We start from the raw sequence: 15,376 nt of genomic DNA, 5'->3' as shown, positions 1-15,376 counted from the left end.
TCTGCTCCGAGGCCGCCGCACGCCGCGGCGTCGCCCTCGTCAGCTAGGAACCGGACGGCCCCGCGTTCTGTGACAACTCCCGCGATTGGGTTTCCAGGAATTTCAGCTTGTCCGGATTCCGCACCATCCGCAGCTCGGCGATGCCCTCCGCGCCGAACGCGAACGTCGCGGCCGTCGTCAGCACCCCGGACTCCCACGCCAGCAGCGCGATCTCCCCGTTGACCTCGACGAACCCGAACACCATGTCCGACCCGAAGCGCTGCACCAGACCCAGCAGGAACCGGGCGACCTTGTCGCGCCCCGACACCGGGCGGGTACTCGCCGACACCTTCCCGCCGCCGTCCGACCACACCGTCACGTCGTGCGCGAGCAGCGACTCCAACTGGTCGAGCGAACCCTCGGCCGCCGCGGCCAGGAAGCGCGTCAGCAGATCGGTGCGCACCGCCGCGGACGCCTCGAAGCGCGGCCGCCCGTCGGCCAGGTGCCGCTTCGCCCGACGGTACGTCTGCCTGGTGTTGGCCTCCGACCAGTCCAGCACCTCGGCGATCTCCCGGTGCGAGTACTCGAACGCGTCACGCAGCACCACGACCGCCCGCTCGGGCGGCGACAACCGCTCCAGCATCACGAGCATCGCCATCGACACCGCGTCCCGCTGCTCGGCTGTCTCCAACGGGCCCAGCGCGCCGGCGTCGGTACGCACCGGCTCGGGCAGCCACGGCCCGACGTACTCCTCGCGCCGCACCCGCGCGGACGTCAGGCGGTTCAGGCACAGGTTGGTGAGCACCTTGGCGAGCCACGCGCCCGGCGCCTCGATGTGCTCCCGATCGGCGCCGTGCCAGCGCAGGTACGCGTCCTGCACGGCGTCCTCCGCCTCCGACGCCGACCCCAGCATCCGGTACGCGATCCCGAACAGCCGCCCCCGCTCGGCCTCGAACTCGGCCACCGGATCCACCACAACATCGCCACTCACCCCGCCACCGTACCCACCGCCGCGAACGGAGACCTCAGCGTCGCCGAGGGGCGCGCCCGACAGGAACACGGTTGCGTGGACAAACGAGAGGAGCGGGAACAAGCCGCCGACGCCGAGTGTGCGTTCCGAGGGGAGCCGGAAAGGTCGGGATGTGGGGGAGGGTGGCACCGGTTGTCGGTGCCACCCTCGTAAGCCGTGCGGAAGGGGAGTGCTCAGACGTTGAAGCCCAGCGCGCGGAGTTGTTCGCGGCCGTCGTCGGTGATCTTGTCCGGGCCCCACGGCGGCATCCAGACCCAGTTGATGCGCAGGTCGCTCACCAGGTTCTCGGTGGCGGTCTTCGCCTGGTCCTCGATGACGTCCGTGAGGGGGCAGGCGGCCGACGTCAGGGTCATGTCGACGGTCGCGATGTTCGCGTCGTCGACGGTGACGCCGTAGACGAGGCCGAGGTCGACGACGTTGATGCCGAGTTCGGGGTCGACGACGTCGTACAGCGCCTCGGTGACCTCGTCCGCGCTTGCGGGGCTCATCTTGGTGTCGCTCACTTCTGACCCTCCATCACCTGAGTGGTCGCATCGCGCCAGGCCATCCAGCCGAGCAGTGCGCACTTGACGCGCGCCGGGAACTTCGAGACGCCGACGAACGCCACGGCGTCCTCGAGCACGTCCTCGTCCGGCTCCGCCTGGCCCTTGGACTGCATCAGGCGCAGGAACTCCTCCTGCACCGCGAGGGCGTCCGCGACCGTGCGGCCGATGACGAGGTCGGTCATGACCGACGCGCTGGCCTGGCTGATGGAACAGCCCTGGCCCTCGTACGACACGTCGACCACCTTGGCGTCCTCGCCGGTGCCCTCCAGCTTGACCCGCAGCGTCACCTCGTCGCCGCACGTCGGGTTGACGTGGTGAACCTCGGTGTCGAACGGGTCCCGCAGCCCCTTGTGGTGGGGGTTGCGGTAGTGGTCCAGGATGATCTCCTGGTACATCGAGTCGAGTTTCATCGCCCGCTTCGCTCCCTGCCTACGCTTCTCAAGCCGTCACGTTCAGCCGAAAAAGCGGCGCACGTGTTCCAGGCCGGCCACCAGGGCGTCGACCTCGGCGGGTGTCGAGTAGAGGTAGAACGAGGCGCGCGTGGTCGCCGGGACGCCGTACCGCAGGCACACCGGCCGCGCGCAGTGGTGGCCCACCCGGACCGCGATGCCCTGCTCGTCCAGCACCTGGCCCACGTCGTGCGGGTGCAGGTCGCCGAACTGGAAGGAGATCGCCGCGCCGCGCATCTCCGCGGTCTTCGGGCCGATGATCTCCAGGCCCTCGACCCCGTTGAGCGCGTCGATCGCGTACGACGTGAGCGCGTGCTCGTGCGCCGCGATGTTCTCCATGCCCAGCGCGTCGAGGTAGTCGATCGCCGCACCGAGTCCGACCGCCTGCGCGATCGGCGGGGTGCCGGCCTCGAACTTGTGCGGCGCGGGCGCGTACGTCGACGCGCTCATCGTCACGGTCTCGATCATCTCGCCGCCGCCCAGGAACGGCGGCAGCTCCTCCAGCAGGCCCAGCCGGCCCCACAGCACGCCGATGCCCGTCGGGGCGAGCATCTTGTGCCCGGTGAAGGCGACGAAGTCCGCCTCCAGCGCCTGCACGTCCAGCGGTACGTGCGGCGCGGCCTGCGACGCGTCGACCACCACGAGGGCGCCGACGTCGTGCGCACGCCGCACGATCGCGTCCAGCGGGTTGACCGTGCCGAGGATGTTCGACGTGTGCACCACCGAGACGACCTTGGTGCTCTCGGTGATGACCTCGTCGATGTTCGACAGGTCCAGGCGGCCGTCGTCGGTCAGGCCGAACCACTTGAGCGTGGCACCCGTGCGCTGGCAGAGCAGCTGCCACGGCACGATGTTCGAGTGGTGCTCCATCTCGGTGATGACGACCTCGGCGCCCGGGCCGACGCGGAACGGCTCGTCCGCCCAGGTCAGCATGTTCGCCACGAGGTTCAGCGCCTCGGAGGAGTTCTTCGTGAAGACGACCTCGTCGCGCGACGGCGCGTTGATGAAGGTGGCGACCTTGTCGCGTGCGCCCTCGTACAGCGCCGTGGCCTCCTCGGCGAGCACGTGGACGCCGCGGTGCACGTTGGCGTTGTGCAGCTCGTAGTAGGCGTTCAGCGCGTCGAGGACCTGCTTGGGCTTCTGCGAGGTCGCGGCGTTGTCGAGGTAGACCAGCGGCTTGTCGCCGTGCAGCACGCGCGACAGGATCGGGAAGTCCTTGCGGATGGTCTCGGTGTCCAGGAGCCCCTGAAGGGTGGTTGTCATGCGGTCTCCTTGGCTCCGGCGTACGACTCGTAGCCTTCCGCTTCGAGCTTGTCCGCCAGCTCCGGACCGCCGGACTCGACGATGCGGCCGCCCGCGAACACGTGCACGTGGTCGGGCTTGATGTAGCGCAGGATGCGCGTGTAGTGGGTGATCAGCAGCGTGCCGATCTCCCCGGTCTCGCGCACCCGGTTGACACCCTCCGACACGACCCGCAGCGCGTCGACGTCCAGACCCGAGTCGGTCTCGTCGAGCACCGCGATCTTCGGCTTGAGCAGTTCGAGCTGGAGGATCTCGTGGCGCTTCTTCTCGCCGCCGGAGAAGCCCTCGTTGACGTTGCGCTCGGCGAACGACGGGTCCATGTGGAGGCGCTCCATGGCCTCCTTGACCTCCTTGACCCACAGCCGCAGCTTGGGGGCCTCGCCGCGCACCGCGGTCGCGGCCGTGCGCAGGAAGTTGGAGACGGACACGCCGGCCACCTCGACCGGGTACTGCATCGCGAGGAACAGCCCCGCGCGGGCCCGCTCGTCGACCGACATGGACAGTACGTCCTCGCCGTCGAGCGTCACGGTGCCGCCGGTGACGGTGTACTTCGGGTGCCCGGCGATCGAGTACGCCAGCGTCGACTTGCCGGAGCCGTTCGGGCCCATGATGGCGTGGGTCTCGCCCTGCTTCACGGTCAGGTCGACGCCGCGCAGGATCTCGCGGGGGCCGTTCTCGGCCTCCACGCTGACGTGCAGGTCGCGGATCTCAAGCGTTGCCATACGGACTCAGGACTCCTGGTTCAGGTCGACGTAGATCGCGTCGGCCTCGATCTTCACGGGGTAGACGGGCACCGGCTGGTTCGCCGGGGGGCCGGAGGGGCGGCCGGTGCGCAGGTCGAAGCGCGAGCCGTGCAGCCAGCACTCGATCGCGCAGTCCTCGACCTCGCCCTCGGACAGCGACACGTTGGCGTGGCTGCACACGTCGTTGATCGCGTACACCTCGCCTTCGGTGCGCACCAGCGTCACCGGGACATCGCCCAGGACGACGCGCAGCGGAGTGTCCTCCGCCAACTCGGCCTCGGCGCAGGCGCGTTCGTACGCCATCAGACGCTCGCCTCCAGCTCCGCCTCGATACGCAGCATCAGCTGCTCCTGGAGCGCGGGGATGCCGATCTGGGCGAGCACCTCGGCGAAGAAGCCGCGCACCACCAGGCGGCGGGCCTCGTCGGCGGGGATGCCGCGCGACTGGAGGTAGAACAGCTGCTCGTCGTCGAAGCGGCCGGTGGCGCTCGCGTGGCCGGCACCGGCGATCTCGCCGGTCTCGATCTCCAAGTTGGGGACCGAGTCGGCGCGCGCGCCCTCGGTGAGCAGCAGGTTGCGGTTCAGCTCGTACGTGTCGGTGCCCTCGGCCGCGGCGCGGATCAGCACGTCGCCGATCCACACGGTGCGGGCGTCGACGCCTTGCAGCGCACCCTTGTACGTCACCAGGCTGCGGCAGCGCGGCACGTCGTGGTCGACGAACAGGCGGTGCTCCAGGTGCTGGCCGGAGTCGGCGAAGTACAGGCCGTACAGCGCCGCGTCGCCGCCCGGTGCGTCGTAGACGACGCGCGGGAACAGGCGTACGACGTCGCCGCCGAGCGTGACCGCGACCGACTTGAACGTCGCGTCGCGGCCGAGGCGCGCGACGTGGTGGGCCAGGTGCACCGAGCCGGCGTCCCAGTCCTGCACCGAGATGACGGTGAGGCGGGCGCCGTCGGCGACCAGGTACTCGACGTTGTCGGCGTACGACGCCTTGCCCGCGTGGTCGAGCACCAGCACGGCTTCGGCGAACGCCTCGACGACGACCGTCAGGTGGCCGAAGCCGGTGGTGCCGGCGCCGCGCGTACGCACGACCACCGGCTCGCCCGGCGCGAGCTCGCGCGGGAAGGTGACCACGGTGGCCTTCTCGAACGACGAGTAGGCCTGTGCCGCCACCCGGTCGACGGGCGCGCCCGCCTTGCCGAGGCGCGCGTCGTCGCGGCCCACCGTCTCCACGACCACCCCGCTCGGGGCCTCGACCTCGACGGACAGCTCGCCGACGGTGCCGAAGGTGCCGTCGTGCAGCCCGCGCAGCCGGTCCAGCGGGGTGAACCGCCAGTCCTCCTCGCGGCCGGTGGGCACGCCGAAGTCGTGCACGTCGTACGACGCGACCGCGACCTGGCGGGCGTCGGCCGGCTGGCTGACCATGCGCCCGGTGCCGGGACCCGCGAGCTCGTCGGGGGCCCCGGCCTCGCGCACGGCGATGGAACCGGCCGTGGTGCTACCGGAGTTGTTAGCGCTTGCCATAGGTATTTGCGGGCCTAGCCCACAGCCCCTTCCATCTGCAGCTCGATCAGGCGGTTCAGCTCGAGGGCGTACTCCATGGGCAGTTCGCGCGCGATGGGCTCGACGAACCCGCGCACGATCATGGCCATGGCCTCGTCCTCGGTCATGCCGCGGCTCATGAGGTAGAACAGCTGGTCCTCGGAGACCTTGGAGACGGTCGCCTCGTGGCCCATCGACACGTCGTCCTCACGCACGTCCACGTACGGGTACGTGTCGGACCGCGAGATGGTGTCGACCAACAGCGCGTCGCACTTGACCGACGAGGTCGAGCCCTTCGCGCCGTCCTCGATCTGGACCAGGCCGCGGTACGACGTGCGCCCGCCGCCGCGCGCGACCGACTTGGACACGATGTTCGAGGATGTGTTCGGCGCGCAGTGCACCATCTTCGAACCCGCGTCCTGGTGCTGGCCCTCGCCCGCGAAGGCGATCGACAGCGTCTCGCCCTTGGCGTGCTCGCCGAGCAGCCAGACGGCCGGGTACTTCATGGTCACCTTGGAGCCGATGTTGCCGTCGATCCACTCCATGGTGGCGCCCTCGTGGGCGACGGCACGCTTGGTGACCAGGTTGTAGACGTTGTTCGACCAGTTCTGGATGGTCGTGTACCGCACGCGCGCGTTCTTCTTGACGATGATCTCGACGACCGCGGAGTGCAGCGAGTCCGACGAGTAGATCGGCGCGGTGCAGCCCTCGACGTAGTGCACGTACGAGTCCTCGTCCGCGATGATCAGCGTCCGCTCGAACTGGCCCATGTTCTCGGTGTTGATCCGGAAGTAGGCCTGCAGCGGGATCTCGACGTGCACGCCCTTCGGCACGTAGATGAACGAGCCGCCCGACCACACGGCGGTGTTCAGCGCGGCGAACTTGTTGTCGCCGACCGGGATCACCGAGCCGAAGTACTCCTGGAAGATCTCCGGGTGCTCGCGCAGGCCGGTGTCGGTGTCCATGAAGATGACACCCTGCTCCTCCAGGTCCTCGCGGATCTGGTGGTAGACGACCTCGGACTCGTACTGCGCCGCGACACCGGCGACGAGGCGCTGCTTCTCCGCCTCGGGGATGCCGAGCCTGTCGTACGTGTTCTTGATGTCGTCGGGCAGGTCCTCCCACGAGGCGGCCTGCTTCTCCGTGGAGCGCACGAAGTACTTGATGTTGTCGAAGTCGATCCCGGACAGGTCCGAGCCCCAGGTCGGCATCGGCTTCTTGTCGAAGAGACGCAGGCCCTTGAGGCGGAGCTTGAGCATCCACTCGGGCTCGTTCTTCTTCGCCGAGATGTCCCGGACGACCTCTTCGGACAGGCCGCGGCGCGCGTTGGCACCGGCCACGTCCGTGTCGGCCCAGCCGTACTCGTACGTGCCCAGTCCCTCAAGCTCGGGGCGAGCTTCGGTGGTCATGCGGGGTTCCTCCCGGTGACGTTCTTCGGTACGTGCGTGGTGCAGACGCCGTCGCCGTGTGCGAGCGTTGCCAGCCGCTGGACGTGGGTGCCGAGCAGGCGTGCGAACACCTCTGCCTCGGCCTCACACAGCTGCGGGAACCGCTCGGCGACGTGCGCCACCGGGCAGTGGTGCTGGCAAAGCTGCTCTCCGCCGGGGGTCTGCCGCGCGTTCGCGGCGTATCCGTCGGCGGACAGCGCCTCTGCCAGCGCCTCGGCCCGTTTGCCCTCGGGCGCGCTCTCGACGACCGGTAGGTACTTGGTCTCGAGTGCGGCGACCCGGGTGCGGGCGAACGCCATGACCGCGTCCTCGCCCGCGACTTCCGAGAGGAAGTGCAGGGCGTCGGCGGCCAGGACGTCGTACTCCTGGTGGAACGATCCGCGGCCGGTGTCCGTGAGCGCGAACACCTTGGCGGGGCGGCCTCGCCCGCGGTGACCGTACACCCGCTGCTGCCGGGCCTCGACGACACCTTCCGCGAGCAGCGCGTCGAGGTGCCGGCGCACGGCCGCGGCGGTCAGGTCGAGCCGCTCGGCGAGATCCGCCGCGGTGGACGGACCGTGCTCGAGGATCGACCGGGCGACCTTGTTGCGGGTGCCGGCATGCGCGTCGTTCTCGGGCGCGGTCGGGCCCTGGGCGGCGTGCCGCCCCGGACCTCCCGTGTCCTCGCGCATGTATTTCACAACGCCATTGTTGCGTTAATGGTTCCCGAAGGCGAATCCGCCCCGCGTGCGGTCGATCACTTAGGGCTGCCTAACGAGCCTCTGGCCTGGGGAGATAACGCAAAGTACATGACTTTTCACGCGCGATCGGCCGGAGTGTCCGGCGGCCTGAGCATGGGCAGCAGGACGTCGTCGACCAGCTCGACCACGAAGCCCTCGGTCAGATCGCCGGGCGCGGTCAGGTTCTGGTACGTCACCATCGCGGGTCCCACGCGTGCCGTCAGCGGTGTCGCGGCCCCCTCGCGGATGTCGCCGCGCGCCTCGGCGTCCCGCAGGATCTCCAGCAGCATGCGGCGGGTCGGCACCGAGACGCGCTCGCGCATCATGGCGTGCGTCTCCTTGGACTCCGTCTTGGCGGTCTGGAGCGCCGGGTCCTTGGTGAGCTGGCAGGCGGCGCACATGAAGCGCAGTACGGCGAGCAGGTCGGCGCGCAGTTCGCCGACGAGTTCGATGTCGTCGGCGCAGGGGAGTCGGTCGCGCAGGGCGTCGACGAGCAGGGCGTCCCGGTCGGGCCAGCGCCGGTAGAGCGGGGCCTTGCCGGTGCGCGCCGCGGCGGCGACGCCGTCCATCGAGAGCCCCGCGTACCCGACTCTGCGCAGTTCGTCGAACACCGCCTGGAAGATGGCCTGTTCGAGGGCGCGTCCGCGCCTGCGGGTGGGCGGTCCCGCGGCGGGGGACGGCTCGTCGGTGCGGGCTGTCACCTCGGGTCACCTCTCTCGAATCCCTCAACTCCGCCCCCAGTATCGCCGGAGGCTTGTAAGAGACCGAGCAGTCTCCTAAGGTGAACCCAGATTAAGAGACTTCCTTGTCTCCTATTTTGCGCTTCCTTCCGCCTGTCCGCGATCCGGGGGTACCCCATGCCCGCTTCCCCATCTGCTTCCGCCCGAGCCGCCGCGCCACCGCCGGGCGGCACCACCGCCCCGCCCCCGGGGCAGCGGCCAGGGCTCGCCCTCGCGGTCATCACCGGCTCGATGCTGCTCATCGGCATCGACGTCACCGTCGTCAACCTCGCGCTGCCCGACATGCGGGCGGCCCTCGACCTGTCCCCGACCGCGTCCTCGTGGGCCCTCAACGCCTACACGCTCGCCTTCGGCGGACTGCTGCTGCTCGGCGGCCGACTCGGCGACACGTACGGCCGACTCCGCATGTTCGTCACCGGCGTCGGACTCTTCACCGCAGCCTCTCTTCTGGCCGGCCTCGCGCCGTGGGCATGGTGGCTGATCGCCGCACGCGTCCTGCAGGGCGTCGGCGGCGCGCTCGTCGGACCCAGCACGATGGCCCTCATCGTCAGCACGTTCGAGGGGCCGGCCCGCGCCCGTGCGATCTCCTGGTACTCGGCGGTCCTCGGCGGCGGCGCCTCGGTGGGCCTCGTACTCGGCGGCGTGCTCACCGAACTCGCCTCGTGGCGCTGGGTCTTCCTTGTCAACGTACCGCTCGGCGCGGCCCTGATGGTGCTCGCCCGGCGGGTCGTACGCGAGCCGCAACGGCCCGAAGCCGCCGCGGACCGCCCGAAGTTCGACCTCGCGGGCGCCCTCACCGGCACGGTCGGCGTCGCCGCACTCGTGTACGCCTGCATCAGGGCGGGGGACACCGGCTGGAGCGACACGCGCACCGTCGCCGCACTGATCGCCGCCGCCGTCCTGCTGCCCGCGTTCGTCCTGGTCGAACGCCGCGCCGCCCAGCCGATCACACCGCTGCGGCTCGCGGTACGCGGCACCCTGGCCCGCGTCCTGCCGCCTGTGGCCCTCTATGCAGCCGCGATGTTCAGCGTCCTCTTCTTCCTCGGCCAGTACTTCCAGGAGGCACGCGACTACAGCCCCGTCAAGGCCGGCTTCGCCTTCCTCCCACTGATGATCGGGCAGTTCACCATGGCCAGGCTGTCCCCGTGGCTGGTCCGCCGGGTCGGGACGGCCTGGCCCGCCGCGGTCGGCGCCGCACTCGGCGCGTCCGGACTGACCCTGCTGTCGAGGATCGGCGAGTCCGACGCCTACCCGACCGCCGTGCTGCCCGCCTTGCTCCTCATCGGCATCGGCGCCGGCGCGGCGATGTCCCCACTGACCACCTACGGCATGACCGGCGTCGCGGCCCACGAGTCCGGCGCCGCCTCAGGCCTGCTCCAGACCACCCAGTGGCTGGCCGGCACCGTCGGGCTCGCCCTGTGGGTGACGGTCTTCGGCCACGCGACGCGCGACGCGGCCCCGGGCGCGACCGCCGAGCGTGTCCTCACCCACGGCGTCGCCGCCGCGTTCACGGCCGCCGCGGTCTGCGCCGCTCTGGCCGCCGTCGCCGCCCTGCCCCTGTTCCGCAAGGGCAAGAACCCGGGCGACGACCCGGACAAGGCCCCCGGCAAGGTCCACGCCCGGGGCTGAGCCGCCGTGCGGACCCCGGCGCGGCCCATGGACGACCGCGTACCGGGGCCGCACCCGGGCCTACCTAGACTGTTCGGCCATGGACTCCCCGCAGCCGGCCGTCGAGATCTCGGGTCTCGTCAAGAGGTACGGCGACAAGACCGCCGTCGACGGGCTCGACCTCGTCGTCGAGGCCGGGACCGTCACCGCCGTGCTCGGGCCCAACGGGGCGGGCAAGACCTCCACTATCGAGATCTGCGAGGGCTACCGCCGCGCGGACGGCGGCACGGTGCGCGTCCTCGGACTCGACCCGGCCGCCGACGGCGAGCGCCTGCGCCCGCGCGTCGGGGTCATGTTGCAGTCCGGCGGCGTGTACGCGGGCGCGCGCGCCGAGGAGATGCTGCGGCACGTCGCCAAACTGCATGCGCACCCGCTCGACGTCGGGATGCTGATCGAGCGGCTGGGGCTGGAGAGCTGCGGGCGCACCACGTACCGGCGGCTGTCCGGCGGCCAGCAGCAGCGCCTCGCGCTCGCGCTCGCCGTGGTCGGACGCCCCGAGCTCGTCTTCCTCGACGAGCCCACGGCCGGGCTCGACCCGCACGCCCGGCACGCGACCTGGGACCTGGTGCGCGACCTGCGCGACGACGGCGTGACGGTCGTCCTCACCACCCACTTCATGGACGAGGCCGAGAAACTGGCCGACGACGTGCACATCGTCGACCGGGGCCGGGTCATCGCCGCCGGCTCGCCCGAGGCGCTGTGCCGGGACGGGGCGGAGAACTCGCTGCGGTTCGCCGGACCGCCGGGGCTCGACCTGGCGAACATGATCGCCGCGCTGCCCGAGGGGGCCAAGGCGTTCGAGGTCGCGCGCGGGACGTACCGTGTCGAGGGCGACATCGACCCGCAGCTGCTCGCGACCGTCACCTCGTGGTGCGCGCAGCACGGCGTCATGCCGGAGAAGTTGACCGTCGAGCGGCGTTCGCTCGAAGACGTGTTCCTGGAACTGACCGGGCGGGAGCTGCGGCCGTGACGACGACGGGGACCTTCACCCCCAGGCCCGGGGCCGCCCCGCTCGGCCGCATGATCGCCGCGCAGACCGCACTCGAGACCAAGATGCTGCTGCGCAACGGCGAACAACTGCTGCTCACCATCGTCATCCCCACACTCCTGCTCGTGCTGTTCAGCGCCGTGGACGTCGTCGACGTCGGCGACCTGGCACCCGGCGAGGAGCGCATCGACTTCCTCGCCCCCGGCCTGCTGGCCCTCGCGGTCCTGTCCACCGCGTTCACCGGCCAGGCCATCGCGACCGGCTTCGAGCGCCGGTACGGCGTCCTCAAGCGCCTCGGCGCGACGCCGCTGCCGCGCTGGGGCCTCATGGTCGCGAAGACCGGCTGCGTCCTCGTCGTCGAACTCCTCCAGATCGCCCTGTTGACCGCGATCGCCTTCGCCCTCGGCTGGTCCCCGCACGGCAACCCCCTCGCGGTGGTCCTGCTGCTGGTCCTCGGCACCGCCGCGTTCTCCGGCCTCGGCCTCCTCATGGCCGGGACCCTCCGCGCCGAGGCCACCCTCGCCGCCGCGAACCTGGTCTTCATCCTCCTGCTCGTCTGCGGCGGCGTGATCATCCCGCTCGACAAGTTCCCGGGCGGCGTCGAGGCGGTACTCCAACTCACCCCCATCGCGGCCCTCTCCGACGGCCTGCGCGACGTCCTGCGCGACGGCTCGTCCATGCCCTGGGCCGACGCCGGCATCCTCGCCGCCTGGTCCGTCCTCGGACTGGCCGCCGCCGCCCGCTTCTTCCGCTGGGAGTAGGCGCGGAGCAGGGCCCCGTGTACTTCGTGAACGAGTTCACAACGTACGCTTTGCGGCATGAGTTCGCCGTCTGCCGTGTCGCCGCTTGCGCGACGGGTCTTTCTTGCCAACCTGTGCGCTCAGATCGGGATCGTCATCACCGGTGGGCTGGTGCGGCTCACCGGTTCAGGGCTCGGGTGCGACACCTGGCCGCGGTGCAACGACGACCAGTGGACGCCGCACGGTGAGAGCGACATCTACACGTTCATCGAGTTCGGCAACCGCATGCTGGCGTACGTCGTCGGGGCCATCGCGGTCGCGGCGATCGTGGTGGCGTGGCGGCACCGGCCGGTGCGCAAGGAGATCCGCTACCTCGCGGTGTTCCAGTTGTTCGCGGTCGTCGGGCAGGCGATCGTCGGCGGGATCACGGTCCTGACGGACCTTCACCCGGCGGCCGTGGCCAGCCACCTGCTGGTGTCGATGTTCATGATCGGCTCGGCGGTCGCCCTCTACGAACGCTCCGGCGAGGGCGACGGCCCGGTACGCCCGCTCGTCCGCCGCGAGATCCGCCGCTTCGGGGCCGGCGCCGTCGGCGTACTGTCCGCGCTGCTCGTCGTCGGCACGATCGTCACCGGCTCGGGCCCGCACGCCGGCGACGAAGAGGCCCGGCGCTTCGACGTCGACGTCGACCAGATGGCATGGCTGCACGCCGACCTGGCCTTCCTGCTGCTGGGCGCGGCCATCGCGCTCGCGCTCGCGTTGCGTGTCACGGACGCGCCCGCCGCCGCGCAGCACCGGGTGTGGTGGCTGCTCGGCGTCATGGTCCCGCAGGGCCTCATCGGGTACACGCAGTACTTCAACGGTCTGCCCGAATGGCAGGTCTCGCTGCACATGTTCGGCGCCTGCCTGGTCGTGGTCACCACCACGCGGATCCTCTTCGGGCTGCGCGAGCGCGGCGAGCAAAGCGAGGCGGCAGACGGGGCAGACGGCGCCGACCGCAAGGCGGAGAACGCCGCCGGGGTACCCGCGCAGGCCGACGAGCCGGTCACCGCGACGCGCTACTGACCCGCCGCCGGCAGACGACCGCCCACCGGCCCGGACGGGACCGGCAAGATCACAATTTGCCACCCCGGCAAACTCTCGTTCACCGGAACGGACTAATCTGCGGCCATGACCGCCGCTGCGCCGGACGCGCCATCGGGCCGGGGGACCGGACGACTGGAGCGTGTCATCGCGCTCCGCGTCCGCGAGTACCGCCGTGCCGCCGGACTGTCGATCGCCGAGATGGCGACACTCGTCGGGGTCTCCAAGGCGATGTTGTCGAAGATCGAGAACTCGCAGACGTCGTGCAGCCTGGCCACACTCGAACGCATCGCCGACGGGCTCAAGGTGCCGGTGACCGCGCTGTTCCGCGGCGTCGACTCGGACCGCGAGGCGGTGTACGTGCCGGCCGGGCACGGCGCCCAGATCGTGCGCCGCGGCACGCGCGTCGGACACCACTACCAGCTGCTCGGCGAACTGCGCGGCCCGCGCAAGCGACTTGAAGCCGTGCTGGTCACCCTGACGGAGTCCAGCGAGGTCTTCCCGCTCTTCCAGCACCCGGGCGTCGAAGTCCTCTACATGCTGGAGGGCGAGATGGTGTACGGGCACGGCGACGCCCGCTACACGATGCGCCCGGGCGACACGCTGCAGTTCGACGGCGAAGGACCGCACGGGCCCGACGAACTCGTCGCACTGCCCATCAAGTTCCTGTCCGTCACGGTCCTGGACGCGCCGCCGCAGACCTGACCCCTGGGGCCGGGCCGCGGGCCCGAGGTGTTCACCGCAGGGCCGTTTCCCGACCGCTCCCGCCGGCTCCCGACCGTTCGCGGGCGGGGTGCCGCGGCGGACCGCCGTCAGGCGTTCGCGGGCCCGCCGATCTGGATGCCCGCCATGCGGGTCCACTCGTACTGCCCGGTCTTGACGCGCAGCGCCACGTCGTTCGGGAACTCGTCGTGCAGCCGCAGGCCGGCCGCCTCGATCGCCTTGCGCGCCGTCTCCGGGTCGCGCGCGACCTGGTCGCCCCACTGGCCGTCGGCGCCGACGACGACGATGCGGGTCGAGTCGCGCCCGATGTACTCCACGACCGCGTCGGCCGTCGAGTCGCCGCCCGCCGCGTGGCGGCTCGAGAACCGTGTGAGGTTGCGCGCGAGGCGGCGCACCTGGCGGTCGGTCTTCGGTGCCGCGTCCGCCGGCTCGGCCGGGGGAGTCGCCGCGGCGGTCTCTGTCTCGCTCATGCGCAGGATGCTACCGACGGGTCGTCGGACCGGCGCCGTGGGGATCATCACAGCGCGTCGCGCATCCACGGACCAGGCCGCCGCAGGTGAGGGACTCAGCCGAAGATGACCGGGTCGACCGCGACCGCCACGAACAGCAGCGTCAGGTACGTGATCGACCAGTGGAACAGGCGCATCTCCTTGAGCTTCGCGCCCGTCTCCTCGGCCTTCGCGCGGCGGTTCAGCGCATGTGCCTCGTACAGCCACGCCACGCCGAGCACCAGGGCCGCCGCCGGGTAGAGCCAGCCGGTGTCGGCGGTCGGCCACAGCAGCAGCGACGTGGCGACCATGACCCAGCTGTAGACCACGATCTGCTTGGCCACGACCTTGTTGCCGGCCACGACCGGCAGCATCGGCACGCCCGCGTTCGCGTAGTCGTCGGCGCACTTCATCGACAGCGGCCAATAGTGCGGCGGCGTCCAGAAGAAGATGACCATGAACAGCACGAACGGCGCCCAGGCAAGGGAGTTCGTGACCGCGGTCCAGCCGATGAGCACCTGCATGCAGCCCGCGATGCCGCCCCACACGATGTTCTGCGGGGTACGCCGCTTCAGCATCATCGTGTAGACGACGACGTAGTAGAAGATCGCCAGCACCGACAGACCCGCCGACAGCGGGTTGACCAGCACCCAGAACCACACGGTCGAGATCACGCCGAGCGCGGTGGCGAACGCCAGGCACTCGCGCGGCGACACCATGCCGGTCACCAGCGGGCGCCGCTCGGTGCGGTGCATCAGCCGGTCGATGTCCCGGTCGAGGTACATGTTGAAGGCGTTTGCACTGCCCGCGGACAGGTAACCGCCGAAGCAGACGACCAGTACGAGGCTCAGGTCCGGCAGCCCTTTGGCGGCCAGGAACATCACCGGAATCGTGCTGATCAGCAGCAGTTCGATGATGCGCGGTTTCGTGAGGGCCACGAACGCGAGGACCCGGGCCGCCGGCGGACGACTGCCGCGGGTAGGTCCCGCGAGCCCGGCCGGTCGGGATTCGACGGCTGTCACGAACACCCCATCAGCAGCGGATTAGAACTAACGGGAAACTGTAGTCCCTCGCCCGCTTGTGAATTGTGCGGGGGGCACGTCCGCGCGGCGTCGGCCGCCGTCGGCCACCCGGCCGGAGTCCTCCACCGCGTGACGTCCCCGGTGCCCCGGTAGGCTCGGCCTTGTGCC

General features: G+C 70.6%; 17 protein-coding genes. 5 read left to right on the top strand and 12 right to left on the bottom strand.

The annotated features are described in order from the left end of the window. Positions 1-43: 43 nt before the first annotated feature. From AB0C36_RS03925 to AB0C36_RS03880, 10 genes are all read right to left on the bottom strand, one after another. Complete coding sequence (locus tag AB0C36_RS03925; protein WP_358348771.1) at positions 44-970, bottom strand: RNA polymerase sigma-70 factor; 927 nt, start codon at positions 968-970, stop codon at positions 44-46. Between the two features lie 212 nt (positions 971-1,182). Then, positions 1,183-1,497 carry a metal-sulfur cluster assembly factor gene (locus tag AB0C36_RS03920; protein ID WP_358348861.1) on the bottom strand — a complete coding sequence of 105 codons (315 nt, stop codon included), beginning with the start codon at positions 1,495-1,497 and terminating at the stop codon, positions 1,183-1,185. 11 nt (positions 1,498-1,508) lie between these two features. Next, a complete protein-coding gene (sufU, locus tag AB0C36_RS03915) occupies positions 1,509-1,964 on the bottom strand; it encodes a Fe-S cluster assembly sulfur transfer protein SufU (RefSeq protein ID WP_358348768.1) in 456 nt (151 codons plus the stop codon). A 42-nt stretch (positions 1,965-2,006) separates the two neighbouring features. Beyond that, positions 2,007-3,266: a cysteine desulfurase gene (locus AB0C36_RS03910; protein ID WP_358348765.1), complete on the bottom strand. Its 1,260-nt coding sequence runs from the start codon at positions 3,264-3,266 to the stop codon at positions 2,007-2,009. After that, entirely contained in the window at positions 3,263-4,027 is a 765-nt protein-coding gene (sufC, locus tag AB0C36_RS03905) for a Fe-S cluster assembly ATPase SufC (protein ID WP_358348762.1), read from the bottom strand. Before sufC ends, AB0C36_RS03910 begins: the two co-directional genes overlap by 4 nt. Before the next feature lie 6 nt (positions 4,028-4,033). Further along, positions 4,034-4,351: a non-heme iron oxygenase ferredoxin subunit gene (locus AB0C36_RS03900; protein WP_358348759.1), complete on the bottom strand. Its 318-nt coding sequence runs from the start codon at positions 4,349-4,351 to the stop codon at positions 4,034-4,036. Continuing rightward, entirely contained in the window at positions 4,351-5,571 is a 1,221-nt protein-coding gene (sufD, locus tag AB0C36_RS03895) for a Fe-S cluster assembly protein SufD (RefSeq protein WP_358348756.1), read from the bottom strand. The genes AB0C36_RS03900 and sufD overlap by 1 nt, the downstream gene beginning before the upstream one ends. Before the next feature lie 14 nt (positions 5,572-5,585). Further along, entirely contained in the window at positions 5,586-6,998 is a 1,413-nt protein-coding gene (sufB, locus tag AB0C36_RS03890) for a Fe-S cluster assembly protein SufB (RefSeq protein WP_358348753.1), read from the bottom strand. Continuing rightward, entirely contained in the window at positions 6,995-7,708 is a 714-nt protein-coding gene (locus AB0C36_RS03885; RefSeq protein ID WP_358348859.1) for a helix-turn-helix transcriptional regulator, read from the bottom strand. The genes sufB and AB0C36_RS03885 overlap by 4 nt, the downstream gene beginning before the upstream one ends. Before the next feature lie 125 nt (positions 7,709-7,833). Continuing rightward, on the bottom strand, positions 7,834-8,457 hold the full coding sequence (locus AB0C36_RS03880; RefSeq protein WP_358348751.1) for a TetR/AcrR family transcriptional regulator: 624 nt from the start codon (positions 8,455-8,457) through the stop codon (positions 7,834-7,836). 156 nt (positions 8,458-8,613) lie between these two features. Between AB0C36_RS03880 and AB0C36_RS03875 the strand changes: the two genes are divergently transcribed. From AB0C36_RS03875 to AB0C36_RS03855, 5 genes are all read left to right on the top strand, one after another. Beyond that, positions 8,614-10,125, top strand: coding sequence for an MFS transporter (locus tag AB0C36_RS03875; RefSeq protein WP_358348748.1), 1,512 nt, complete (start codon positions 8,614-8,616; stop codon positions 10,123-10,125). A 79-nt stretch (positions 10,126-10,204) separates the two neighbouring features. Further along, a complete protein-coding gene (locus AB0C36_RS03870) occupies positions 10,205-11,134 on the top strand; it encodes an ABC transporter ATP-binding protein (RefSeq protein WP_358348746.1) in 930 nt (309 codons plus the stop codon). Between the two features lie 50 nt (positions 11,135-11,184). Continuing rightward, positions 11,185-11,913, top strand: coding sequence for an ABC transporter permease (locus AB0C36_RS03865; protein WP_358348856.1), 729 nt, complete (start codon positions 11,185-11,187; stop codon positions 11,911-11,913). A gap of 57 nt (positions 11,914-11,970) precedes the next feature. Continuing rightward, entirely contained in the window at positions 11,971-12,957 is a 987-nt protein-coding gene (locus AB0C36_RS03860; RefSeq protein WP_358348743.1) for a COX15/CtaA family protein, read from the top strand. Positions 12,958-13,062: 105 nt separating this feature from the next. Next, positions 13,063-13,680, top strand: coding sequence for a helix-turn-helix domain-containing protein (locus AB0C36_RS03855; protein ID WP_358348740.1), 618 nt, complete (start codon positions 13,063-13,065; stop codon positions 13,678-13,680). A 107-nt stretch (positions 13,681-13,787) separates the two neighbouring features. Here the strand turns inward: AB0C36_RS03855 and AB0C36_RS03850 are convergent, their stop codons facing one another. Beyond that, positions 13,788-14,168: a hypothetical protein gene (locus AB0C36_RS03850; RefSeq protein WP_358348738.1), complete on the bottom strand. Its 381-nt coding sequence runs from the start codon at positions 14,166-14,168 to the stop codon at positions 13,788-13,790. A 95-nt stretch (positions 14,169-14,263) separates the two neighbouring features. Then, positions 14,264-15,208: a heme o synthase gene (locus AB0C36_RS03845; protein WP_435838978.1), complete on the bottom strand. Its 945-nt coding sequence runs from the start codon at positions 15,206-15,208 to the stop codon at positions 14,264-14,266. Positions 15,209-15,376 lie beyond the last annotated feature (168 nt).

Source organism: Streptodolium elevatio, assembly GCF_040649515.1.
Classification (GTDB): Bacteria; Actinomycetota; Actinomycetes; order Streptomycetales; family Streptomycetaceae; genus Yinghuangia; species Yinghuangia elevatio.
This window is presented reverse-complemented; position numbering and strand designations above follow the sequence as displayed.